Source organism: Paraburkholderia silviterrae (assembly GCF_004353915.1).
GTDB lineage: Bacteria > Pseudomonadota > Gammaproteobacteria > Burkholderiales > Burkholderiaceae > Paraburkholderia > Paraburkholderia silviterrae.
This window is the reverse complement of sequence record NZ_SMRP01000016.1, coordinates 15,472-39,613: the sequence shown is the minus strand read 5'-3', so window position 1 is coordinate 39,613 and position 24,142 is coordinate 15,472. Positions and strand designations below refer to the sequence as shown.

General features: G+C 63.1%; 19 protein-coding genes. 12 read left to right on the top strand and 7 right to left on the bottom strand.

Annotation, left to right across the window (positions count from 1 at the left end; translation table 11 throughout):
- Window positions 1-70: 70 nt before the first annotated feature.
- The 5 genes from EYW47_RS26230 to tssB all read right to left on the bottom strand — a co-directional run bounded on the left by EYW47_RS26230 (window position 71) and on the right by tssB (window position 6,425).
- Window positions 71-970, bottom strand: coding sequence for a DUF4424 family protein (locus tag EYW47_RS26230; RefSeq protein WP_240763936.1), 900 nt, complete (start codon window positions 968-970; stop codon window positions 71-73).
- Complete coding sequence (locus tag EYW47_RS26225; RefSeq protein ID WP_133197758.1) at window positions 967-1,527, bottom strand: NlpC/P60 family protein; 561 nt, start codon at window positions 1,525-1,527, stop codon at window positions 967-969. Before EYW47_RS26225 ends, EYW47_RS26230 begins: the two co-directional genes overlap by 4 nt.
- Window positions 1,527-4,208 (bottom strand): type VI secretion system Vgr family protein, encoded by a 2,682-nt coding sequence (locus tag EYW47_RS26220; RefSeq protein WP_133197757.1) that lies wholly within the window; start codon window positions 4,206-4,208, stop codon window positions 1,527-1,529. The genes EYW47_RS26225 and EYW47_RS26220 overlap by 1 nt, the downstream gene beginning before the upstream one ends.
- Before the next feature lie 83 nt (window positions 4,209-4,291).
- Entirely contained in the window at window positions 4,292-5,839 is a 1,548-nt protein-coding gene (gene tssC / locus EYW47_RS26215) for a type VI secretion system contractile sheath large subunit (protein ID WP_133197756.1), read from the bottom strand.
- Between the two features lie 73 nt (window positions 5,840-5,912).
- On the bottom strand, window positions 5,913-6,425 hold the full coding sequence (gene tssB, locus EYW47_RS26210; protein WP_133197755.1) for a type VI secretion system contractile sheath small subunit: 513 nt from the start codon (window positions 6,423-6,425) through the stop codon (window positions 5,913-5,915).
- Between the two features lie 549 nt (window positions 6,426-6,974).
- On the opposite strand from tssB, the gene tssK reads away from it, so the two are divergent.
- From tssK to tssE, 6 genes are all read left to right on the top strand, one after another.
- A complete protein-coding gene (gene tssK / locus EYW47_RS26205; RefSeq protein WP_133197754.1) occupies window positions 6,975-8,327 on the top strand; it encodes a type VI secretion system baseplate subunit TssK in 1,353 nt (450 codons plus the stop codon).
- Window positions 8,324-9,052 (top strand): DotU family type IV/VI secretion system protein, encoded by a 729-nt coding sequence (locus EYW47_RS26200; RefSeq protein WP_133197753.1) that lies wholly within the window; start codon window positions 8,324-8,326, stop codon window positions 9,050-9,052. Before tssK ends, EYW47_RS26200 begins: the two co-directional genes overlap by 4 nt.
- Window positions 8,941-10,779 carry an OmpA family protein gene (locus tag EYW47_RS26195; RefSeq protein ID WP_133197752.1) on the top strand — a complete coding sequence of 613 codons (1,839 nt, stop codon included), beginning with the start codon at window positions 8,941-8,943 and terminating at the stop codon, window positions 10,777-10,779. The genes EYW47_RS26200 and EYW47_RS26195 overlap by 112 nt, the downstream gene beginning before the upstream one ends.
- Window positions 10,780-10,884: 105 nt before the next feature.
- Entirely contained in the window at window positions 10,885-11,370 is a 486-nt protein-coding gene (locus EYW47_RS26190) for an Hcp family type VI secretion system effector (protein WP_133197751.1), read from the top strand.
- Window positions 11,371-11,529: 159 nt separating this feature from the next.
- The gene (tssH, locus tag EYW47_RS26185; RefSeq protein ID WP_133197750.1) at window positions 11,530-14,307 is read left to right on the top strand and encodes a type VI secretion system ATPase TssH; all 2,778 of its coding nucleotides are present in this window, start codon (window positions 11,530-11,532) and stop codon (window positions 14,305-14,307) included.
- Between the two features lie 14 nt (window positions 14,308-14,321).
- Window positions 14,322-14,747, top strand: coding sequence for a type VI secretion system baseplate subunit TssE (tssE, locus tag EYW47_RS26180; RefSeq protein WP_133197749.1), 426 nt, complete (start codon window positions 14,322-14,324; stop codon window positions 14,745-14,747).
- 38 nt (window positions 14,748-14,785) lie between these two features.
- Here the strand turns inward: tssE and EYW47_RS26175 are convergent, their stop codons facing one another.
- The gene (locus tag EYW47_RS26175; RefSeq protein WP_133197748.1) at window positions 14,786-15,658 is read right to left on the bottom strand and encodes a LysR family transcriptional regulator; all 873 of its coding nucleotides are present in this window, start codon (window positions 15,656-15,658) and stop codon (window positions 14,786-14,788) included.
- Between the two features lie 170 nt (window positions 15,659-15,828).
- On the opposite strand from EYW47_RS26175, the gene ampC reads away from it, so the two are divergent.
- The 3 genes from ampC (at window position 15,829) to alr (ending at window position 18,684) form a co-directional block, all read left to right on the top strand.
- Window positions 15,829-16,998 (top strand): class C beta-lactamase, encoded by a 1,170-nt coding sequence (gene ampC / locus EYW47_RS26170; protein ID WP_205710160.1) that lies wholly within the window; start codon window positions 15,829-15,831, stop codon window positions 16,996-16,998.
- An 88-nt stretch (window positions 16,999-17,086) separates the two neighbouring features.
- Window positions 17,087-17,419: a DUF2322 family protein gene (locus tag EYW47_RS26165; protein WP_133197747.1), complete on the top strand. Its 333-nt coding sequence runs from the start codon at window positions 17,087-17,089 to the stop codon at window positions 17,417-17,419.
- Between the two features lie 152 nt (window positions 17,420-17,571).
- A complete protein-coding gene (alr, locus tag EYW47_RS26160) occupies window positions 17,572-18,684 on the top strand; it encodes an alanine racemase (protein ID WP_133197746.1) in 1,113 nt (370 codons plus the stop codon).
- 133 nt (window positions 18,685-18,817) lie between these two features.
- Here alr and EYW47_RS26155 read toward each other — a convergent pair whose 3' ends face one another.
- A complete protein-coding gene (locus EYW47_RS26155) occupies window positions 18,818-20,284 on the bottom strand; it encodes an aminotransferase-like domain-containing protein (RefSeq protein ID WP_133197745.1) in 1,467 nt (488 codons plus the stop codon).
- 218 nt (window positions 20,285-20,502) lie between these two features.
- On the opposite strand from EYW47_RS26155, the gene EYW47_RS26150 reads away from it, so the two are divergent.
- The 3 genes from EYW47_RS26150 (at window position 20,503) to EYW47_RS26140 (ending at window position 24,078) form a co-directional block, all read left to right on the top strand.
- The gene (locus EYW47_RS26150; protein ID WP_133197744.1) at window positions 20,503-21,633 is read left to right on the top strand and encodes a mandelate racemase/muconate lactonizing enzyme family protein; all 1,131 of its coding nucleotides are present in this window, start codon (window positions 20,503-20,505) and stop codon (window positions 21,631-21,633) included.
- Between the two features lie 147 nt (window positions 21,634-21,780).
- Window positions 21,781-22,821: an ABC transporter substrate-binding protein gene (locus EYW47_RS26145; protein WP_133197743.1), complete on the top strand. Its 1,041-nt coding sequence runs from the start codon at window positions 21,781-21,783 to the stop codon at window positions 22,819-22,821.
- 126 nt (window positions 22,822-22,947) lie between these two features.
- A complete protein-coding gene (locus EYW47_RS26140) occupies window positions 22,948-24,078 on the top strand; it encodes a porin (RefSeq protein WP_133197742.1) in 1,131 nt (376 codons plus the stop codon).
- Window positions 24,079-24,142: the final 64 nt, after the last annotated feature.

Here is a 24,142-nt window from a genome sequence, read left to right as displayed (position 1 = left end):
CCCTTGTCGAATATGCTATCAACGTAGAGCGCCAACAATATCTCTGACTTATGACGGCGCTCCGAAACGCCTACATCGCCGGAGCTGAGATCACGAGAATAGATATCCTCGCGTCAGATTCTCCAATAACACCTTTAATCGGCAGGAAAGATCCATTCGGAACAGTAACGCCACACACAAGAGCCAGTAGCGGATGTGCCCCCAACGAATTTTCTGTTGGCTGACCCACGGTTAGTGTCACAGAGGCAGACTTAAAGAATGACACTGGAGCGACGTATTTCTGAAGTACGACGGCACGTAGGTTCGGCTTCATTTTGCGTACTTGCTTAGCGACCATCGAAGCGTCGCCGCAATGTTGACCGACGAGACGATTGAATCTGGCTCCCGAAATATCGGCGAGTTCAAATTGCGGCAAGGACTTGTACCGAATCGTCATTTCCCGCGCCTCCGATGCAGGAACCAGAGTCTGCCACGAATACAGAACCTGCCCTTCCCAATCACTCCCGTCCTTAAGCTTTACTCCCATCTGCTCGGGAACCGACGTAAGACGATCGTCGTCAACACCGGCATTGGGAATCGGTGCAATGCCAGCGCCCGTCAAAGCATGTGTAATGTCCTGGCCGAGAAAAAAAGCCCTACTATCACTTGTCAGTGCCAGCGGTTTTCCGTCAACTTCAACACGAAGATCGCTAAATGTCTTATCAGCGTATGTCTCCGCTTCACCGAATTTCTGAAAAAGTTGCGTGTACGCAAAGAAACCATACTGTATTGATTCAGTGTTTTGATTCTCCAATCTTGCAGAAATAGAGATATTATCGCCACCGAGCGATATCGCCGCATCGATTGGAATCGGATTACTTACACGCCCACCAATTGTAAGCGTTTCCGCGTTTTCCGAATCGTTTGCGCTCGCAATTGTTACCGCCGATGAGAGAAACAAGGCGAACACTGCACTGATAAAACACTTCACTTCTCGCAATTTTCCTCTCCGGGAAGAATGTAGTAGCGGTAGACGACGTATCTATCGTTACGTATCATCTCGCTATTGAACGGACCATACGGCCTACCACCTGGACGAAATGCGGTGTAGATATCGTTGAACTTGGGCACACCGTGCTTAACCAACTTTCCGTCGTAATTTTGACTGTCGGACTTGAATGCTGCATAGATCGCCATGTGACCCGGCCAAAGAAGAATGTCTCCCGCCTGCGGCCTTTCCTTGGCCAAATCAATTTGGCGAAATCTATTCGTCTTCTTTGCAAATGCTGCGAAGGAAGATGTAGACTGATATGGGTATCGAAATCCCGCATCCACGAAAATCTTGTTGGTCGTTCCAGAGCAATCCCCTCCAACCCCTATCTCTGACCCCGCACCGAGAAGCCTGTAAGGTGTACCCACCCACGCGGCAGCCAAAGCGACAATCCTCTGACCATCAGATTCGGAGATGAAATGCCCGACCGTGCAATCTTTCCCGTCCACGTTCGAATTGTCGCTGGTGATAGACTCGGCAAGCGTAATCTCACTCATCAGTTGACTCCAGTATCTACGGGATATTCGTCGATTGCTGATCCAGCGTAGAGCAGTTCCACCTTTTCTACCTCGTCGCTCGAAAGAACTTGTGTTTTACCCATCTCATCTGTGGCGCCAATAACAACCTTACCGGTTTGGGTGGAAATTTTGTACGGAAAATTCGCAATCGGCTCACCTAAAGAATCCCTAATAATAAAATGCTCGTCGTAGTCGCCCAGTATTTCGAGCGCAACACCTTGGCCAATATCCCCGGATACGATCTGCGTTTTCCCCTCAGAGTCTGTCTCCCCGATTACCACGGTGTCACCGGATATTAAACGATATCGTTGATTGGCAATAGGACGACCGTCGTGTGATTTCAGTACGAAATGCTGATTCGCGTCCGTCGTATCGACAATTGGCAGCGTCGGAAGTGTTGGTGCCACACTCACCGGGCCAGGCTTTTGCATGCTTGCACATTTGTGTATAATATCGCCCGGCGTACCGTGTTCGATGCAGTTTTCGCCAATCTTTATATACGACCCACCTGCACCTATCCAGATCTCTTTGGGAGCGGAAAGCACAAGCCGTCCATCGACACTGGTGATCTTAAAATCCCTCAATGCGGTCAACGTAATCTCGTCACGCAGTGACCTAACGTCCACCTTACCGTTAGCCACGAGAGTAATCCCCAGTTTTCGCGCGAAGAATGAAATTGCGGTACCTGCGGCCATTGTGAGCTTCTTCAGTACACCAATATCTGCGGATCCGCCCGCAGTCACCGCCAGATTGCATTCCGCTGCGAGTTGGAGATGCTCCCCGCTTGTGAGCGCTATTCCATCGGGCGCCGATGCGAGAATTACTGCACGTTGTAATCCGTTCAAGCGCTCTAGAAGAAATTTCCTCTGTTGCTCTACTTCAGCAAGCTGAGCTTGTGCAGTTCGAGCGCTATCGTTCAGATCTTGCATGAGTTGCAAGGCGTCATCCAGTTGCGCCCTCGCCGCCTCCATATCCAGTTGCTTGCCGTTGGCGCCACTTTGACTCTCGGTAGTCAGCAAAAGCCCCTTTGCGCCGCGAACCGCCGTGTGCCCGTCAGATCGGAACTCCGCGCCTTGCCCCCTCTCCTTGCGCCCCCCGTCAACCATGTGCCCCAGATTAAGCTCACTGGTCTGAAACGGCGTCGTGAGATGGATATGCTCGATACCTTCCTTGTCCTCCATCCGCAACTCATTCTGCGCGGCGGTACGAATGAGATTGCGCGTGTTGTTGAGGTTGTTGACAAGGTCCGGATGCAGGCTGTCATGCATCGCGCCGATGATGATCGGCCGGTTTGGATCCCCAGCGGTAAAGTCGAGCGCCACTTCCGCCGAATCGATCAACGGAAAATGGTGACCATAGTTGTCGCCGCTATAGGGCTTGGCAAAGCGCACCGGCCGGCTCGTGCCGCCGGGACTCCACTCGTCAAGATCAAACGGCAGCTTGATTACATACCAGCCTTGCTCGGTCAAGTACGCGTACTTGTAATTCCCGGGCGACGTAATACGCGCTGGCAGGATGCCGTCGATAGTCGGTCGCTTGACACTGTCCATCGAAGTGCGCCAAACGCGATCCGAAGGAATCCCCTCAAACGTCACCCGATACGATTGATTGCGCGCCCCATGCGAGCGCACCGACGTAACAAAGATTCCGTGTTTTGCATCGGCCTGGGCAGGTTCAACCAGCATGACCTCACCCGCTTCCAGCCAGAACGGATTCCCGGTGCCAACGAATTTTACCTGGCTTGCCAGATACGCCTCGTGCCGCAACCGCGCAATGCGTTGGCCTTCCTCAAGCGTCTCGTAATGCTCGCCCCAGTGATAATCGACAGCATTAGTGGTCTTGTCACCGCGTGCCGCGTTCTCTTCAACCAGCAATGACACATCGGCCTGCCGGTGGTTATAGTCGTGCAGCCGCACCGCCTCCGGCACACGCCGGGTTCGCCGCCTGAGCGACTTGACCGATTCCGCACCCACACTCTCCAGCCCAGAGTCGCGCCGAAACGGCACCGTGCGCTGCTTGCGCGCATACGCATCTACGTCGTCACCGAACACAACCACCGCGTAGTCCTTCTTCTGCTCCCAGCGAAACCAGATCCCCTCTTCCGCACAAATGCGCTGAATAAACGCAAACGTCGTTTCGTGATACTGCGTGACGTATTCATGCCGCTTGTATTTGCCGCGCAGCTTGAACACAAAATCGACCCCAGCGCGGTATCCATAGTGCCGTAGCGTATCGGTAATGATCTCTTCGACCGACTGCTTCTGGAACAAGCGACTCGTGACGCCCCGGTTGAGATCGGCCATTTTCGGCTCGAGGGTGACCCGGTAGCGCGTCTCGTCGGCGGACGTTTCGAATTCGTCGAACTTCGTGATGATGCCGTGCACCGTCTGCGCGGGCGGCTTGTTGCTGAACTGCTCGGCGTTATCCCCGAACATCCTGCGCAGGTGACCCATGTTCGGGTCAATCGGGTCGATCATGAATCTCGCAGGACGCCCAAGAACCTGGTCCATTGGAATACCCGCCATCGGGCTTGTGAATTCGATCTCGTACCAGTACAGCCGGCTAACCTGATCAACGCCAGCAAATTTAAGGACCGAGAACGGCGCGGGATGAGGCGCCAGCTTCAATTCATAAGCCTGTAACGGCATGACCATCGACATGGATTTCCTCGCGGATAGGCAACCACAACAGCACCGTCGGGGCACCCTGAGGCACCCCGGCGGCTTATACAGCTAGCGTCAAATCAGCTCTTCGCCTTCGGCATCTGCGAAACGAGCGACAGCCCGATATCCATGCCTTCCACCTGGAAGTGGGGGATGATGAAGAGCTTGATGCGGAAGAACCCGGGGTTGTCTTCGATATCCTCGACCGTCACCTTCGCTTCGCGCAACGGGTGCGAGGCCTGAAGTTCATCGGCGGGATCGGTCATCTCGGTCACGAGGCCCTTGATCCAGTTGTTCAGCTCGAGTTCGAGCAACCGGCGATCCTTCGTCGTACCAATGTTCTCGCGCTGAATCAGCTTCAGGTAATGGGCGATGCGCGAAAGCAGGAAGATGTATGGCAGGCGCGCGTTGATGCGGCTGTTGGCCGTGGCCTCCTTCGTCTCGTAGAGCGCCGGCTTCTGTGCGGAGTTCGCCGAGAAGAAGCACGCGAAGTCGTGGTTCTTGTAGAACGACAGCGGGATGAAACCCAGATTCGCAAACTCGAACTCGCGCGTCTCGGGAATCAGCACTTCGGTAGGGATCTTCGGCTGCACGCCCGTGCCCAGATCGTAGAGGTGCACCGGCAGGTTTTCCACCTTGCCGCCAGCCTGCGGGCCGCGAATCTGCACACACCAGCCGTTGTTCACGAAGCTGCGCACCATGTTGGTCGCGAACGCAAACGATGCGTTGACCCACAGGTACTTGTCGTGGTCCGGGCCGCGCACCGCTTCCTCGTAGTTGAAGGCCCGCACCGGCGCGGTGTCCTTGCCGTAAGGCAGGCGCCCAAGCACGCGCGGCATGGTCAGGCCCACATAGCGCGCATCGTCGGTATCGCGGAAGCTCTTCCACTTGATGTATTCCGCGCGGTCGAAGTAGTTGCCGATGTCCTGAATGGCCGCCACCTCCTCCATCGACTTCTTGCCGAAGAATGCCGCACCCACCGCCCCGATGAACGGCATATGTGCCGCGGCGGCCACCTTCGAGATATTGCGCAGCAGGGCGATGTCCATCGGCGAGTTCTCGAACTCGTAGTCGCTGATCAGTGCGCTGATCGGCTGGCCGCCCGGCGTATCGTATTCCTCGATATACGTTTGTCGATACAAGCCGCTCTGGATGACTTCGGGGGTGTCTTCGAAGTCGCGCTGCAGTGCGTCTTTGGAAACATCGAGCACCTCGATCCGCGCATTCTTGCGGAAGTCCGTGCGCGAAACGAGCAGTTTCAGACCCCGCCATCGCCCTTCGAGCGCCTGGAAATGCGGGTTGTGCATGACGGCATCAAGCTGCCGGCTGATCTGTCGGTCGAGCTGGCCAATATGGAAATCGAGCAGCGATTTGTCGAGGCGGTCGACAGGCTGGCTCGATTTCGCGATCAGATCGAGGAAGGCACCCATGCCGCGCGCGATGCGCTCGTCGGCCGAGGCTTCCGAAAGCATGTCGTTGTCGCGAAAGGCCTCCAGAGGGCGCGCTTCAGCCACAGGCCTCAGGTTGATCTTGCTGCACAGCGCGGCGTAGACGCTGTCACCTGCACTTTGAGGGGCGTCCAGCACGACGGTTTGCATCGCGCCTTGATGGGATTCATTCTGTTTCATGTCGTGTCCTGTCTGCTTGCGTAGGGCTACCTGACTCTGGAACGCGGTAAAGGCCGCTTTGGCCTTGTCACGCTCAGCCATGACCTTCCTGCTGCGTCGCCGCCGTGGCGATCTGCGCGAGCTCGCCGCGCAGCTTCTCGGAGAGACCCTTGTCCTTGAGGATCTTTTCGAATTCGCGTCGGAAGGTGCCGTTGTCGAGCAGATTCGATTTGAGGTCACGCAGCAGGTTGCGCATGGCGAGCAGAGCACGCAATTCGGGAATCTGGCGGGCCACGTGTTCAGGCTCGAAGTCCTTCATCGAGCGGAACGAGAGATTTACCGGCAACTCGGTGCCATCGCTTGCGAGGGTGTTGTCGGCGGCGAACTTCAGGTCCGGCGCGTAGTCGGCGAGCACGGCATCGAAGTTGTTCTTGTCGATGTTCACCTTCTTGCGCGCTGCGAGGGGGGCATGCTCACGGCCGGCGCTGAAGTCGCCCGCAACGAGCAGTTTGAGTGGCAACTCGACCTTCTTCTGGGCACCGCCGGTGTGCAGATCAAGCGTGATGGAAACTCTGGATTTCGGAATTTCGCGCTGGAAGCTATCCATCAGGACTCCATATTTGGTGTGAGAAAGTCCGCAGAACCGGTCCGCTACGATGGATGACGCCCCCCGACCAGCATGAGCCGGCTTCGGAGATATGGGTCCGGCACCCCGTATAGCGGTCACTGTTCTAGCGGCGCTCTATGCGCCCGCTATTTAACGGTCTGGATTGAACCCCGTCAAAGATGCCATTCAGGTGACGAAAGTAAAGGCCCACAAAATTAATTCATATTGCATCGCCAATTTAGGATAAAACCTATTCCCACATCTTCAAATTGAATTTAAAGATGCGGAAATTTCACTAAATGACATGCAAGAATCGCGCCATTGATCGCCGTTTTTATTGATAATTATCAACATTTTAAATCTGCATTTAGAGTTGGCACTCTAATTTCATCTTCCATTCCATCTCGTAAACAAGCGGCTTTTATCGCCTTGATCGCGTCGCGATGGCATGATTCCGCGCATTGCGATCACGCCTCGTTGCGGTCGCGATTACGGGGAAAGCGAAATATCGCCTTCATAAGTCGAACAACAGCGGTAACGACTACACGTATGCGCATCCATAAACCGCTGTGGCACGAGGGACTCATCCTCGCCCAGCAGCATTTTCAGCAGCAGGATCGATATACGGGATTCGCGATGCAGCAGCTCGCGACCGCTGCCCTTGCCTGCGCGTGGGGCACGCTCGATGTCGCTATCGACGAGGAGGCGCTGGAAACCGGCCGCCTGAAGCTCACCGCGCTCAAACTGCGCTTTCCCGACGGCACGCCCGTCGATACGACAGTCGCCGATGCGCTTCCCCCTGCCCGCGATCTCACGCGCGGCCTGCCGGCTGATGCGCAGAGCATCGGCATTTTTGCGGCTCTCGCGCTGCCGGACGCCAATGGCAGCAACTGCCGCATGGATGAAACGACGCTCGCGCGCCCTCGCCGCTCGTATCGCGAGTTCATCAAGGTCAACGATCTGAACGGCAGCACGGAAACCGAGATCGCAGCCGAGCGCCTCGCGGTGCGGCTGCTCTTCGACTTCGAATCCCACGCAGACGACACCGTCTGTGCGATCGCGCGGCTCACGCGCACGACGAACGGCCAATTCCGTGTCGATCATCGCTTCGTGCCGCCTTGCCTTACGCTCGGCAGCCATCCGCTGCACATCGAGCGCATCAATCGTCTGGGCGACATCTTGCAGGCGAAGAGCGCCGCGCTCGGTACGCGCCGCGGCGAGCGCGTCGGGCAGGTCGCCGAATACGGCGTGGCCGACGTGCAGCTCTTCTGGCTGCTGCACTGCATTCACGGCGCGTGGCCCGAGTTGCGGCACTTCGCGGCCAATCCTGCGCGGCCGCCTGAGCAGCTCTACCTGGCACTCGCGCGGCTCGTCAGCGCACTCATGACGTTCTCGACCCACTCGAATCTCGCGGATATCCCGGTCTACGACCATGAGTGCGCAGACGAAGTCTTCGCCCGGCTCGAGGCGATGATCCGAGAACTGCTGGACGCGATCATTCCCTCGCGCGTGGTATCGATCGGCCTCGAGCACAAGACACCCACCACATGGGCGGGCCAGTTTCACGACGAGCGCCTCGTCGCCGGCCCGGTCGACTGGTATCTCTCCGTCAATGCCTCGGCGAGCGCCTTCGAACTCGTCGAGCAGGTGCCGCGCCTGTGCAAGATCGGCGCGCCCGAAGATGTCGAGCACATCGTCAACGCTGCGCTGCCCGGCATTGCGCTCAAGGCCGTTCAACGCGTGCCGGCCGCGATTCCCGTGCGTCTCGACAATCAATATTTCGCGCTCGATGCCAATAGCGCGGCGCACGCGCGCATGCTCGCGGCGCGCGCATGCCAGGTCTATCTGCCGGCATCGGTAGCCGATGCCTCGCTCGAACTCTACGCGGTGTTGCGCTCATGATCTCCCTGACTCTTAGCCGCCGGGAGCCCGCGCTACCGGGTGCGACCGCGAAGGAAGCACATCCGTCGGGTGACGGCATACGCGACCTGCTGCGCGACACGGCCCTGTTCGTCACCTCGCTGGCGCCGGGCGGCGAGCCGAAGTCCGTCGACGAGGTGCAGGAGCAGTGCCGCAAGCTCGCACGCGACTTTTCCGATGCACTGCACCGCCGCGGCTATGCCGACGAGGTTTGCAACGACGCGGAAATGGCCCAGTGCGGCCTGCTCGACGAGATCGCCCTGCGCTGCTTCAAGGGCGCCACACGCTCTGCCTGGGAACTCCAGCCGCTTCAAGTGGAGCGCTTCGGCATTCACGACGCCGGCGAGCGCGTGTTCGAGCGTCTCGAGCAGCGCCTGCGCGAACCCACAGCACAGGTCGATCTCCTCGAATGCTACTCGGCCGTGCTCGGCATGGGTTTTGTCGGCCGTTACGCGCGCGAGGGTGAAGCGAAGCTCGATGCGCTCGTGAGCGCATTGCACGCGAGGATCGCCAAGCTGCGCCCGGCCGCTGCTCAACCGTTCACTTCCGATCACACTGCGCGCCGTGCTTTTGACTGGTTGCACCGGCTTTCGCCATGGGCGACTGCGGGTCTCCTCGCCATCGTGGCCGTTCTCGTCTGGCTCGTCTGGCACGGCGCCCTCGATGTGCAGCTTGCCCATTTGCTATCCGGGAAGCCTCAGTCGTGACCTCGGCCGCCAACGAAGGACGTGGCTACCCGCTCAGGCTGGTCGTCCTCTTCGCCCTCGCCCTTGCGCTTGCGGTGATCTGGCTGGTGTTGCCGCTAGAACGCAGCACCGTCTGGATGCTGACGACCGTCGGCACGCTCGCCGCGCTCGCCATTGTCGCGTGGCGGACCCGGCGGCTCGCCATCGCGCGTGCGCAGAATGCCCAGGTGCTCGCCGCACTCGGCACAGCGACCTCGACGATTCCGGGCGGCATGCACACCAGCATGCCCCTCGTGCTGCTCACCGGCGACGGTCTGGCGGCGCTCTTCGATCGCGACGACACCACGCGCCTCGCGTGGGTGGGCGACGGCGCGATCTGGCTGCGCGTCGATGACCCGAACGCGCTGCCGCGCCTGGCCGTTGCGGTCAGGCAGTGGCGCGACGGCCGCGCACCCGATGGCGTCGTCCTCAGCGTCGCGCCGGCGTTGCATACGAACGCCGACGCGCTCGTCCAGAGGCTGAGGCTCGCAAGGCAGGCCATGGCTGACGCTTCGCGCATGCTCGGCACGCGCTTGCCCGGCTATGTGGCGATCTATCAGCGTCTTGCCGGGCGGGGGCCGAACGCGCTCCCCACGGGCAATATCGCAACAGATAATCCGCAGTGGTTCGGCGTAGCGTCGATAACGCCGCTCGCCAGCACCAGTGCCTTCGAAACGGCAATTCGCGGCGCCGAAGATGCTGTCCAGGAAACATCCCGCGTTCAGGATGCCGCGACTCGAACCACCCGCGCCGCCGGTATCGCCTCGCTCGTCGACTGGACGCAGCGCGTGGTGATGGGCGCACTCACGGACCGTCGACAGCCCGCGGCACTGTGGCCATTGCATGGCGCCGTCTGGATCGACTGCGGACCTGCAAGCGGGCCGGATTCGCCTTGGGAGCGTGACGTCGAACTGCGCACGAAGGTGGCGCCCGCCTCCGTCGCCGCTTCGCCGTCGCCCTGGCCTCTGCCACAGCCGCTGATCGAAGCGATGCCCGTCCACCGACGGGCCGCACCACGTCTGAGCGCACTGGGCCATGCGCTGGCACTGCTCGCCTGCGCAGCCGCCGTGGCGTTCTGGGGCGCGGCGAGGAACAACGAAGCACTGCTCAAGAAAATCGGCGCGGATCTGGAGCACTTCCGCTCAATTCCAGCCACGCACGACGCGGCGAGGCGCGACGCCCTGGTCGCGCTCGTCGCCGACCGCGACCGGCTAGAGCGATATGCGCGTACGGGCGTGCCCCTGCGGCTATCGTTCGGCATGTATCACGGCGCGCAATTGCTCGCTCCGCTCAACGATGCGATCGCGTCGTACGTGCCGCCGCCTCCGCCGCCCGCTGTCGTGACGCTCGACAGCATGTCGCTGTTCGACAGCGGCAAGGCGCAACTCAAGGTGGGTTCGACACGCGCGATGGTCGGCGCGCTCGAGCTGATCAAGGCGCACCCCGGCAAGCGGATCCTCGTGGCTGGCCACACCGACAATGTGGGCGATCCCGCCAGCAACCTGAAGCTTTCAGTTGGGCGTGCTAGTGCCGTGCGTGACTGGCTGGTCGACGCCTCGGGCATCCCCACGACACAATTCGCCATTCAGGGTTACGGCGACACTCGCCCGATCGCGGACAACGAAACGCAGGACGGACGCGCGCGCAACCGGCGCGTCGAGATCACGCTGGTCCCGGACGCCGCGCAGCAAGCCCCTTCGGCACAGTAGCGAATTTTTAGCCCCCGAAGCGCTTCGCTTCGGGATCGTGAGGCCCGGTGACGGACTCCGGGCAAAATAAGTAGTACGTAGCAGATCTGCAATAGGGAGTTAAACATGGCAATTCCGGCCTATATGTGGCTCAAGGACGACGGCGGCGCGGACATCAAGGGCTCGGTCACTGTGCAGGGCCGCGAAGGCAGCGTCGAGGTCACCGCGTTCGATCACAGTCTGCATATTCCGACCGATGGCAATACCGGCAAGTTGACCGGCACGCGCGTGCACGCGCCGATCACGTTGACGAAGGAAACCGACGCGTCTACGCCGTATCTCTACAAGGCGGTCACGAGCGGCCAGACGCTCAAATCCGCGGAGATCAAGTGGTACAAGATCGACGACGCGGGCAAGGAGAAGGAGTACTTCAACACGAAGCTGGAGAACGTGAAGATCGTCGCGGTCCGCCCGAAGATGCTCGACATCAAGGTCCCCGAGTACGAAAAGCACAATCACCTCGAGGAAGTGGAACTGCGCTACGAGACCATCACGTGGTCGTACAAGGACGGCAACATCATCCACAAGGACACGTGGAACGAGCGTTCCTGATGCAGTGTCACGGACCGGCATTCCGATGCCGGTTCCTTTCCAGCCCGGGGCCGAGCCACGGGCTGTCCCTCTTGCCCTTACCGTGGTGAACCGGAAAGCACCCGCTTCCCGTGCGACCGGATGCAAACGCCGCCGCGAGCCGGCGCGACGACCGAAGGAATGCCCATGCGCGACGACCGAAGGAAATCCTTGCGGGATACCAGCCAGCTACTGCGCCAGCTCAACCCGCATTGCGCGAGCGCGCTCGAGGCGGCAGCAAGCCTTTGTCAGACGCGGCTCGCCGACGAGATCACCGTCGAGCACTGGCTGCTCAAGCTCATCGAAGCCGGCGACGGGGACATTCCCGCAATCGTCCGGCATTACGACATCGATATCGACGCAGTCTGGGACGCCCTGATCGGCGCAATCGACCATCTGCCGCGCAGTCTGCGCGGGCGCCCGGCACTCTCGCCGCAACTTGCCACCGTGCTCCAGGACGCGTCGTTGCACGCCTCGGCGGAGGCGGACGAAATCGTCATCCGCTCGGCGCATGTGCTGCAGGCCATCGTCGACGCGCCTCATGTGCTGCGCGCGCGCAACGCCTGGCCGTTGCTCTCGATGTCCAGCGCACAGATCAGGCGTCTGCTGCCACGGCTGGGCAACCGCACGTGCGAGGCGCCGGTGGAAGAGCCGCCAGCACCCACGACGCAAAGCACGCCGACCCTCGCCGCCACCGAAACGACTGGAATGACCGGCGCAACCGCGACGACCAACAGTCTGCCCCCCTCTACCCCCCACAAAGTCGAAGGCGACGCCCTCGCACGCTTCGCGATCGACATTACGCAGAAGGCGCGCGACGGCAAGATCGATCCGGTCTTCGGACGCGATCGCGAGATCCAGCAGATGGTCGACGTGCTCGCGCGCCGTCGCAAGAACAACCCGATCCTCGTGGGCGAGCCGGGCGTCGGCAAGACGGCGCTCGTGGAAGGCCTCGCGCTGCGCGTGGCCGAAGGCACCGTGCCGAACGTGATCCGCGAGGTGCGCATTCTCACGCTCGATCTGGGCCTGCTGCAGGCGGGCGCCGGCGTGAAGGGCGAATTCGAGCAGCGTCTGAAGAATGTGATCGACGAGGTTCAGACCTCGGCGGTTCCCATCCTGCTCTTCATCGACGAGGCCCATACGATGATTGGCGCAGGCAACGCCGCCGGCGGCGCCGATGCCGCTAACCTGCTCAAGCCTGCACTCGCGCGAGGCGAACTGCGTACGATAGCCGCCACGACGTGGTCGGAATACAAGCAATACTTCGAACGCGATGCCGCTCTCGAGCGCCGCTTCCAGGTCATCAAGGTCGAAGAGCCCGACGACGATGCCGCCTGCCTCATGCTGCGCGGCCTCAAGGAGCGCTATGCGCGCTATCACAACGTCCACATCCGCGACGAAGCGCTCGTGGCCGCGGTGAGGCTCTCGCGCCGCTATATCCCTGCGCGGCAATTGCCCGACAAGGCGGTCGATCTGATCGACACGGCCGCTGCGCGCGTGCGCATGGGGCTGGAGTCGCCGCCGGCGGAACTGCAGCGCGCCCGCGCACGCGTGGCCACGCTCGAACTCGAAGGCGCCACGCTCGACGCCGACCGGCAAGCGGGCATCGAGCCGTCAAGCGCGCGGCAGGAGGCGCTGGAGACGGCGCTCGCCGGCGCGCAGGTGGAGCTCGCCGCGCTCCACGCGCGCTACGAAGTCGAGCTCGAACGGGTGCACGCAATCGAAACGCTGCGTACGGCCGATCCGTCGGCACGTGACGCTGCAGCATTCGTGCATGCACGGCAAGCGCTAGCGAATGCCCAAGGCAAGGCACCGCTGATCTTCGCGGATGTCAACGCCGATGCCGTTGCGCGCGTCGTGGCCGAATGGACGGGCGTGCCGGTGGGCAGCCTCGTCGAAGATGAATTGCTCGGCCTGCTCGCGCTCGAAGCACGGCTCTCCACACGCGTGGTCGCGCAGGACGACGCGCTCGCGGCGCTCGCTGAGAGCCTGCGGACCGCCAAAGCAGGCCTTAAGAACGAGCACGCGCCACTCGGCGTCTTCTTGCTTGCCGGGCCGTCCGGCGTCGGCAAGACCGAAACGGCGCTCGCACTCGCCGACGTGCTGTTCGGTGGCGAGGCTGCGCTCACGACGATCAATATGTCGGAGTACCAGGAATCGCATACGGTTTCCCAGTTGAAAGGTTCGCCCCCGGGTTACGTCGGTTACGGCCGCGGAGGCATTCTTACCGAGGCCGTGAGGCAACGGCCCTATAGCGTGATCCTGCTGGACGAGGTAGAGAAAGCCCATCGTGACGTACTCGATCTGTTCTATCAGGTGTTCGACCGCGGCACGATGCGCGACGGCGAGGGACGCGAGATCGACTTCCGCAATTGCGTGATCCTGATGACCTCCAATCTCGGCAGCGAGCAGATCGACGAAGCCTCGGGCGACAATCCGGCGGTCTCGCATGCGCAGCTGCTCGACGCAATCCGTCCGCAATTGCTCGCGCACTTTCAGCCTGCGCTGCTCGCACGCTTCCAGACGCTGGTCTACCGGCCGCTCGATGCGGCGGCGCTCGCCGCCATCGTGCGCCTGAAGCTTGCGAAGGTCGCGCAGCGCCTGCACCGCCAGCACGACGTCGCGTTCGTCTGCGACGATTCTCTGATCGACGCGATAGCCGAGCTTTGTCTCGAGCGCCACTCGGGCGCACGCAACGTCGACGCGTTCCTCAACCAGCACGTGCTGCCCACCGTTTCGCGCGAGCTGCTGGCACGCATGGCCAGCGGTGCGCTGCCGGCGCAGATTCGTCTGGCAAGTTCGCCCGAGGGCAATTTGACGATCGATTTCGTCGATGCGCCCGAAGGGCATGCGGATGAAGTCGATGCGGATGAGGCGGAATCAACGCAAGCCGCCGATCCCGTGCGTGCCGGCGCGTGACGGAGAGCGAACGAATGCCGGCTGGTCCCTCTCTCTACGACATGCTGCTCGGGCACATAGGCGGCGAACCCCTCGACTACCATGACGATCGCACGCTCGAATGTCTGAGCGTCCAGCAGAACGTGCAGCGCATTCTGAACACCCGGGCGGGTGTACTCAAGCACCTGCCCGATTATGGTCTGCCGGACCTCACGAACATCTACAAGGCGCTCCCCGCCTCGGCCCATCAACTCAGGGACCAGATGGAAGCGACCCTGCTCAAGTACGAACCGCGCATCCGCGCGATTGACGTAGCGATCCTCGAAAACGACGATCCCGGCGTGCTGGTGAGCTTTGAGATGACATGCCACCTGAAGAAAGCGGGACTCGTACGCTTCGGGACATATTTCGAGTCACCGGGGCGAATGAGGCTATTGCGCAGGATACCGAATCAAAATTAAGCCCATCCTCTGAATGGACGACCGCACAGCGGCCTCCCTCAAGCACCTGCGCTCGCCTCCCCCACAATCCACTCATGAAATAGCCGCATGGCCGGCGACATCGCCCGCGACTGCAGCCACGTCAGCCAATAACTGCCGGTAGGCACCTCGACTTCGAAAGGCCGCACAAGCAACCCCGCCTGTAACTCACGCGCGAACATGCGCGCGGGCGCGAGTGCCACGCCCGCACCCTGCATGGCGGCCTCGGCCATCAGCCGCGACGAATCGAAGATCGGCCCGCTCACCGTCCACGGTTCGAGCCCGGCCGCCACGAACCATCGCGGCCATTCGTCGGTGCGATAGGAGCGCAACAATGTCTCCTTCGCCAGATCGGCGGGCGTAGCGAGCCGCCGCGCGATCTCGGGCGCGCACAGCACGGCGAGCGGCGCGTCGAGCAGCCGCGTGTTTTCGGTAGCGGGCCACTTGCCGTCGCCGAAGCGGATCGCGAAATCAAGCCCTTCGCCCGCAAGATCGACGAGATTGTTGTTCGTGAGGAGGCGCAACTCCACGAACGGATGCGCCTCGCGAAACGACTTGAGCCGCGGCATCAGCCAACCGATCGCGAAGGTGCCCACCACGCCCACCGTCAAAACCTCATGCAGGCGCCCGCCCTCGAATTGCTTGAGCACGGCCTCGATGCGGCCGAATGCGTCGCTCAATACAGGCAGTAGCGCGCGCGCCTCGTCGGTCATGCCGAGCCCGCGCGGCAGCCGCCGGAACAGCGGCACGCCCAGCCATTCTTCGAGCATGCGCACCTGCTGGCTGACCGCCGCCTGCGTGACCTTCAATTCGAGGCCCGCGCGCGTGAAGCTCAGATGACGCGCCGACGCCTCGAAGGCTCTGAGCGCGTGCAGGGGCAAATGGGGGCGCATGAATGACCTATAAGTTTGGCTTTTGTCAGCGCCAAATTATCGTCGCTTGTCGTGGATCCGGCAACGCACCACAATCCTCCGCGCAAGGCACGCTTTTGTGCATACGTGCCCGGCATTTCGGCGCTTTGGCCGCGCCTGCGCCTTCCATGAAACGCATCCGGAACCCAACCATGTCCAACGACGTGAAAATCAAGATAAAACTCCTGCTGATGGCTCTGACGTGTGCGGCGGCCACCGCCAGCGCAGCGCAACCCAGCGTGAAAGAAGCCGTGGATGCCGCCATCGCCCCGCTGCAGGCCAAATACGGCATCCCTGGCGTGGCGGTGGGGATTACCGTGGACGGCAAGCACGCCTTCTACAACTACGGCGTGGCATCGAAGGCCACCGGCACGCCGGTCGACAACCAGACGCTGTTCGAAGTCGGCTCGTTCACCAAGACGCTAACGGCCACGCTGGCCTGCTATGCGCAAACGAGCGGCAAGCTCTCGTTTTCCGCCCCTGCGAGCCAGTATGTGAGCGCTCTGCGCGGCAGCCAGTTCGACCACGTGAGCGTGCTCAATCTCGGCACGCATACGTCCGGCCTGCCACTGTTCGTCCCGGACAGCCTCACCAACGACGCGCAATTGATGGACTGGTTCCGCAACTGGCAGCCATCGAGTCCGATTGGCACGCAGCGCGTGTATTCCAATCTCGGCATCGGCCTGCTTGGGCGCGCCGCCGCTCAAAGCCTCGGCGAGCCGTTCCGCAATGCCGTGCAGAAGCAGCTATTGCCCGCCTTCGGCATGACGCACTCGTGGCTCGACGTGCCCGCGTCCAGCATGCCGGACTACGCCCAGGGCTATGACAAGCACGGCACGCCCACACGCATGCACCCCGGCGAGCTGGCCGACGAGGCCTACGGCCTGCGCACGACCTCGGGCGATATCGTGCGCTATCTCGACGCCAACATGGGTCTCGCGCCGCTCGACGCGCCGTGGCAACGCGCCGTCGCCTGCGCGCACACCGGCTATTACACGGCGGGCGTCTTCACGCAGGACCTGGTCTGGGAGCAATATCCGTGGCCGGCCGCGCTGCAGACGCTGCAGCGCGGCAACAGCCCCGACGCCATCCTCAAGGGCATGCCGGCGCAGGCGCTCACGCCGCCGCTGCCGCCTCAGGCCGAGGCGCTCCTGAACAAGACCGGCTCGACCAACGGCTTTTCGACCTACGCGGCGTTCATACCGGCGAAGCGGATCGGCGTCGTGATTCTCGCCAACAAGTCGTATCCGACCGAGGCGCGCGTAAGCGCGGCCTACGCGATCCTCGATGCGCTCGGCCGAGGCCAGGGCCTCGGGCAATGAGCGCGAAGCAATCGACCCAGTCGTTCGGCTAATTCCATCGGCTAAGATACGGGCCCCCGCATTTCATCGAACCAACGGAGTGTTTTCAGTGATCCAGCCAGGTAACGTATTCAAGGACAATCTCGCGCAACTGCCCGCCATCGACGGCATCGAGCGCATCGATCTCGTGAACGGCCAGGGCGCCATCGTGGCGACCATCGAGAACAAGCCGGGCAAGCAAGGCTCGCTCGCGGTCTACCACTATCTGAAGCAGGCCTTCGGCACGCTCGACGCCAAGGCGGCCGAGCATGGTCTCGCCGTGTTCGCCGAGCACACCGCCGACGCGCGCAACCGTCCCGGCGCGCACCCGAACGTCGACCGCCTGCTCGAGATCGCAGCGGGCGGCGAGGCGCTGCGCATCGACGTCGTCGCCGCAGCCTGACCGACGCGCTCGGGGCGCGAGGGGCCAGTGACGCCCTGATAGTGGATAAACCCAAATTCCCAGAAAAATACATTAAAAATAACTGGGTAAAAATCAATACGATTGCAAAAACCACTAGTCATCGTCACTAACCCTCGCCAGCAGGATCGCTCATGCCGCGCCCGATTTCCGTCCGCATCCATCCCGAAGCCGTCCGTCACAACCTGCAGACCGCGAAGCAAAGCGCCTCGGGCGCGCGCGTCTGGGCCGTCGTCAAGGCCAACGCCTATGGTCACGGGATCGAGCGCGTTTATCCGGCGCTAGCCGGCGCGGACGGCATCGCGCTGCTCGACCTCGACGAGGCCGTGCGCGTGCGCGAGCTCGGTTGGACCAAACCCATCCTGCTGCTCGAAGGCGTCTTCGATTCCGCCGATGTCGCCACGGCCGTCGCGCACCGGCTGACCGTGTCCGTGCATGACGACGAGCAGCTCGTGCTGCTCGCGGCGGCCCGCACGCAACAGCCGATCGACATCCAGCTGAAGATGAACTCGGGCATGAACCGCCTCGGCTACCGGCCCGACGTTTTTCGCGCCGCATGGGAGCGCGCACGCGCGACGCCCACGATCGGCTCGATCGGCCTCATGACGCACTTCGCCAACGCCGACGACGGCGCCATCGACTGGCAGCTCGACCGCTTCGACGCCGCCACGCACGGCATTCCCGGCGAGCGCTCGCTCTCGAACTCGGCGGCGGTGCTCTGGCATCCGCGCGCGCATCGCGACTGGGTGCGTCCCGGCACGATCCTCTACGGCGCGTCGCCCACGGGCGCGGCGCGGCATATCGAAGGCATCGGGCTGCGCGCGGCCATGACGCTCTCGAGCCGGATCATCGGCGTGCAAACGCTGGCGCCGCAGGAAACGGTCGGCTATGGGCGCACTTACGAGGTCGAACGGCCCATGCGCATTGGCGTGGTGGCGTGCGGCTATGCGGATGGCTACCCGCGTCACGCGCCTACGGGCACGCCCATCGTCGTCGATGGCATACGCACGCGCGTGGTCGGACGCGTGTCGATGGACATGCTGACCGTCGATCTCACGCCCTGCCCGAATGCGGGCATCGGCTCGACGGTGGAGCTGTGGGGCGAGAACGTGAAGGTCGATGAGGTGGCCGAGGCAGCCGGCACGATTGGCTACGAGCTGATGTGCGCCGTTGCGCGACGTGTGCCGGTAGACATCGACACGCTCGCGGCTGCGCAGCATGAGGCCGCAGAGAGCGTAACGGCCTGAGCGCCCGGATCGATCAACCGATCGTGGATAAACGGCGCGCGGCACGGCATCGGCACCGTGCGTTGGCGCCGTCGCGAAATCATTCGCCGCGCTCCCGTCGCGCCGACATCTCGCGCGCCGGCGCGCCCCAATTTCAAGCCGAATAAGGCCCCTCCGGCCCATTGCGCAACGTTCGCGCAAGCCGCTCCAGCGCGTCGCGCAAGGCCTCATGGCTGCGCGCGCCACCGAGACTCAGCCGCACCGCATGCGGCGCCGAGCCACGCCCGATCACGAAGCTGTCCGCCGTCTTCAACAGCACGCCCGCCTGACGCAGCGCCGCGGCGAACTCGGCGGCGCGCCACGGCTCGGCGAGCGGCAGCCAGAGATGCGGGCTCGCGGGGTCCGTGCGATACGTCCAGTCCGCCAGCACCTCGGCGGCAATCGCGTGGCGCACGTCCACTTGCGCGCGCTGCTGCGCGACCAGTCGGTCGACATCGCCGTTCACGATCCAGCGCGCCGCAATCTCGGCGCACAGCGGCGAAGTCATCCAGCAATCGCTGCGGATCACGGCCAGAATCTTGCCGACCCAGTCCTGCGGCGCCTGCACGTAGCCGATGCGCAAGCCGGGCGCGAGCGCCTTCGAAAGACTGCTGATGACGATGCCGTGCTCCGGCAGCCGCGCGGCCAGCGGCGTGGGCGGCGCATCGAGCAGCGCGGCGGGCACGAGGTCTTCGATCACGACGAGATTGTGGCGCACGGCAATCTCGGCGATGGCTACGCGCCGTGCCTCGGAGAGCGTCGCCGTGGTCGGGTTGTGGAGCGTCGGCACGCAAAAGAGTGCGCGCGGCGCAAGCAGTGCGCATGCGCGTTCGAGTGCGGCGGGCACGATGCCCTCCTCGTCGATTTCAATGCCCACGAGATTGAGCCGCAACTGCCGCGCGAGCGCGACGATGCCGGGGTAGCTCAACGCCTCGGCAAAGATCGTGTCGCCGGGGCGCAGCACCGCGCGCAACACGCACGCGAGCCCATGCTGCGCCCCCTGGGTCACGAGCACGCGCTCCGCCGGCACCACGCAGCCCATGCGCGCAAGCCAGCGCGCTCCCGCCTCACGGTGCGAGCGGCGCCCGCCCTCGGGCTGATAGAGCAACAGCTCGCCAGCGAGGCGCTCCTCGGCGGCCAGCTCGCGCAGGGTCTGCGTGAGCAACAACGCTTCGTCGGTCGGCATCGGCACGTTCTGGCCGAGATCGAACGTGCGGGCCGCAGCGGCGCTTGCATGCGGGGCGCCGGGAGCCGCGGCAACGCCCGTCGCCGCCGGTGCCGTCTGTGCCGGCGTCTGGCGCGTGCGGGCGGGCAAGCGCGCACCGTCGGCGTCCGGCTCCGCCACGTAGGTGCCATCGCCCACGCGGGCCACCACCATGCCGCAGCGCTCCAGCTCCGCATAGGCCCGGCTGACGGTGCCGGTCGTCACGTTGAGCTTTTTCGCCAGCAGCCGGTGCGCAGGCAGTTTCTCGCCGGGCAGCATCTGCCCGCCGTCGATGGCCTGCGCGTAGGCATACGCGATCGCGCGGTACTTCGGTTCGTTGCGCGGCAGCGCAGGCGAGGTGGGCATCCAGCCGTTCATGGTGTTTTCCCGAAGGTCGACGCGCGCCGTGCGCCTGCACGGCGGCCGCGTCATTATCGCGCCCAATTCGCGGAATTGAATGCTGTCATTTACTTCAATTGACTTCATTGAGTGCCACTAATTGACCCTCTAGGATGCCGTAACACCTCGACAGGCCAAGGAGACAATCGCCGCCCACGCGCTTCGCTTATGCGCGCAACGACGGCGCCTTACAAGCCATGACAAATCGCATCGCCCGCATCACGGTCAGCCAGCACCGTTTGCCGCTCGACCCACCCTTTCCGGCCTCCTGGGACAGCCGGCCGCGCCGCGCCTTTCCCGCGACGATCGTGCGCGTGGAGGATACCGAAGGACGCGTCGGGATCGGCTCGGGCGACGCCATGTACGGCTTCGACGACTATCGCGATCTCTTTATCGGCGCCGATCCGCTCGATCTCGCACGACACGCCGCCGTGCTCGACAATCTCAGCTTCCATGCCGGCCGCCTGTGGCCGCTCGACGTCGCGCTCTGGGACCTGGCCGGCAAGATTCTCGGCCAGCCGTGCTGGCAGATGGCGGGCGCCCGCACGAGCCGGGTGCGCGCGTATGCGTCGTCGGGCGTGCACCGCTCGTTCGACGGCATGGCGCGCTGGGCCGAGCACGCGGTCGCGCGCGGCTTTCCGGCGCTCAAGGTGCGCTTCGGGCGCGCGAGCCTCGCCGACGATCTCGCCGCGCTCGCCGCCGTGCGCGAAGCGGCGGGCGAGCATATCGAGCTGATGGTGGACTGCAATCAGGGCTGGCGCATGCCGTGGGACACCCAGGCGCCCTGGCGCGCCGAGGAGGCGCTCGCCGTGATCCGTCAGATCGAGCGGCATCGCGTGTACTGGGTCGAGGAACCGCTGCATCGCGGCGACTACACGGGTCACGCGTGGCTGCGCAAGCAGACCGATGTGCGCATCGCGGGCGGCGAGATGACGCGCGAAGCGCACGAATTCGCGACGCTGCTCGCGCACGAGTGCCTCGACGTCTATCAACCCGACGTCGTCTGCACGCTCGGCATGGAAGGCGCACGGCGTCTGGCCGCGCAGATCGAAGCGCACGGCAAGGTGTTCACGCCGCATACGTGGGGCAATGGCATCGGCCTCGCCGCGAACCTGCATGTGGTGGCGGGCGCTGCTCACGCGCCCTTCGTCGAGTTTCCCTACGACCCGCCCGAATGGACGCCCGCGCGGCGCGACTTCCCGCTCACGCGCGCCATCGAGCCCGACGCGCAGGGCTGGATCGAGCTCGGCACGGCGCCTGGGCTCGGCATCGAACTGAACGAAGCCGTGCTCGCCGCCACGCGCGCAAGCGACAGCCGCTACGACTGAGGCGCACGCAGGCAAGGCGTGGCATTCCGGGGCGCGGCACACAGCGAAGCGCGTGCAGGCGGCCCCGTCCCGGCAACGGGATAGCGCCGGGACTCAACGATGCATTGACAAGTATTCCGAAGCATTCAAATTACAAGGAGACACGCAATGAAAACGATTACCTCCCTGATTCGCGCGGCTTGCATCGCCGCACCGCTTGCCGTGGCCGCCCTTCCGGCACACGCGACCGGCACCTGGTGCAGCCAGGGCAAGCCGGTGCGCTTCGCCGGCATCACCTGGGAAAGCGGCAACTTCACGAGCGAAGTGCTGCGCTACATCGTCAAGAACGGCTATGGCTGCCAGACCGATACCGTTCCCGGCAGCACGGCGGCCACGGAAACGGCGCTTTCGCGCAACGACCTGCAGGTATGGTCCGAGCAATGGACGGGCCGCTCGGAGATCATCGCGGGTGCGGTGAAGGCGGGCACAGTGACGCTCGTGGGCGACACGCTGCCGGGCGGCACCAAGGAAGGCTGGTACGTGCCCGACTACGTGGTGCACGGCGACGCGAAGCGCGGCATCAAGCCGAGCGCGCCCGACCTCCAGTCGGTGAGCGATCTGCCCAAATACAAGACCCTCTTCACCGACGACGAGGAACCGGACCGTGGCCGCTTCCTGAACTGCCCCTCGGGCTGGGACTGCGAGCGCGTGAACACGCGCCTCCTGAAGCTGCTCAAGCTCGACGACACCTATACGAATTTCCGCCCCGGCACGGGCGCGGCGCTCGATGCGGCCATATCGTCGGCGTATGCGCGCGGCAAGCCGATTCTCACCTATTACTGGGAGCCGGCCGCGCTGATGGCGAAGTACAAGTTCGTACAACTCAAGATGCCGCCGTTCAACGAGGCCTGCTGGAAGACACTGCGCGACCCGAACAGTGCGCAGCCGTGCGCGTCGTCGTATCTGGTCTCGCACCTGAAGATCGGCGTTTCCACGCCCTTCTACCAGGCCGAGCCCGACGTGATGGCGTTTTTCTCGAAGGTGAGCTTCCCCATCGACTTCCTGAACACGACGATTCTCGACATGACCGAGCACAAGGTCGACGCACAAGCCGAAGCGCTCAAGTTCCTCAAGGAACACCCGGAGATGTGGAAGACGTGGGTCCCCGCAGAGGTCGCGTCGAAGGTGCAGAAGTCGCTTGGCGCGTAATCAGCCAAATCAGCCGCCAAATCAGCGGATAAATCAGCGGGCAAATCAGCAGGCATCCAGGGCTTACAAGCCGGCAAACCAGAAAGCGGAGCTGCGCCTTGCGGCTCCCACCAAAGGAGACTCTGAGTGAAGAAGAAACTTCTCGCGGCGCTGCCGCTCGCGCTCGCCGCAGCGGGCGCCCATGCGCAAAGCAGTGTGACGCTGTACGGTATCGTCGACCTCGGTATCGACTATGCCAACAACGTGGTCAACGGCGCGAACGGCAATCTCGTGCCGGGCAGCGGCGGCCACCTGTTCCAGATGCAAAGCGGCGTGCCGGCGGGCAGCCGCTGGGGCCTGCGCGGCTCTGAAGACCTGGGCGGCGGCCTTTCGGCGATCTTCCGCCTCGAAGACGGCTTCAATGCAGCAACGGGCGGCGGCGGCGCCGGCTTCTCGCGCAACGCCTATGTGGGCTTCAAGTCGGAGCAGTACGGCCAACTCACGTTCGGCAAGCAGTGGGACGCCACCGTCGACCTGATCGAGCCGTACTCGCTCAACGGCAACTACGGCGGCTGGTACTTCGCACACCCGAACGACATGGACAACATGGACAACGGGTTCTCGGTCAACAACGCCGTCAAGTACATCAGCCCGGTGTTCGCCGGCTTCCAGTTCGAGGGCCACTACTCGTTCGGCGGCCAGGCCGGCCAGTTCTCGAACAATGCCTCGTACAGCGCGGCGGCGGCCTACACGCTCGGCTCGTTCAGCGCCGGCGTGGGCTACCTGCGCGTGAACGACCCGATCACGGCGGTGGCCGGCTATGGCAGCGGCGGCAGCTTCGTGAACGTCGTCTACGGCAATGCGCTCGCCAACGCGCGCTATCAGGGCATCTTGTCCGCCGGCGCATCATATGCGCTCGGCAGCCTGAAGATGATGTTCAACTACACGAACGTGGACTTCTCGTCGGGCAACGGCAGTCACGACCTGCACTTCCAGAACTATGAGGTCTCCGGCACCTATGCGATTACGCCGGCCTTCACGGTGGGCGCGGGCTATACCTTCACGGACGGCCTCGACCACGCAACCGACGCATCGCCGAAGTATCACCAGTTCAACCTGATCGGGCAGTACGCGCTCTCCAAGCGCACTTCCGTCTACGCGATGGGTTCGTACCAGCACGCGGCGGGCTCGGCTGAAAACGCGCAGATCACGGGCTTCAACCCGTCCAGCACGCAGAATCAGGTCATCAGCCGCGTAGGCATCACGCACGTGTTCTAACTCACTATCCCACTGTGCAGGCGCCGGCCCAGGCTGGCGCCTTTTCCGCATCACGAGGTTGCAG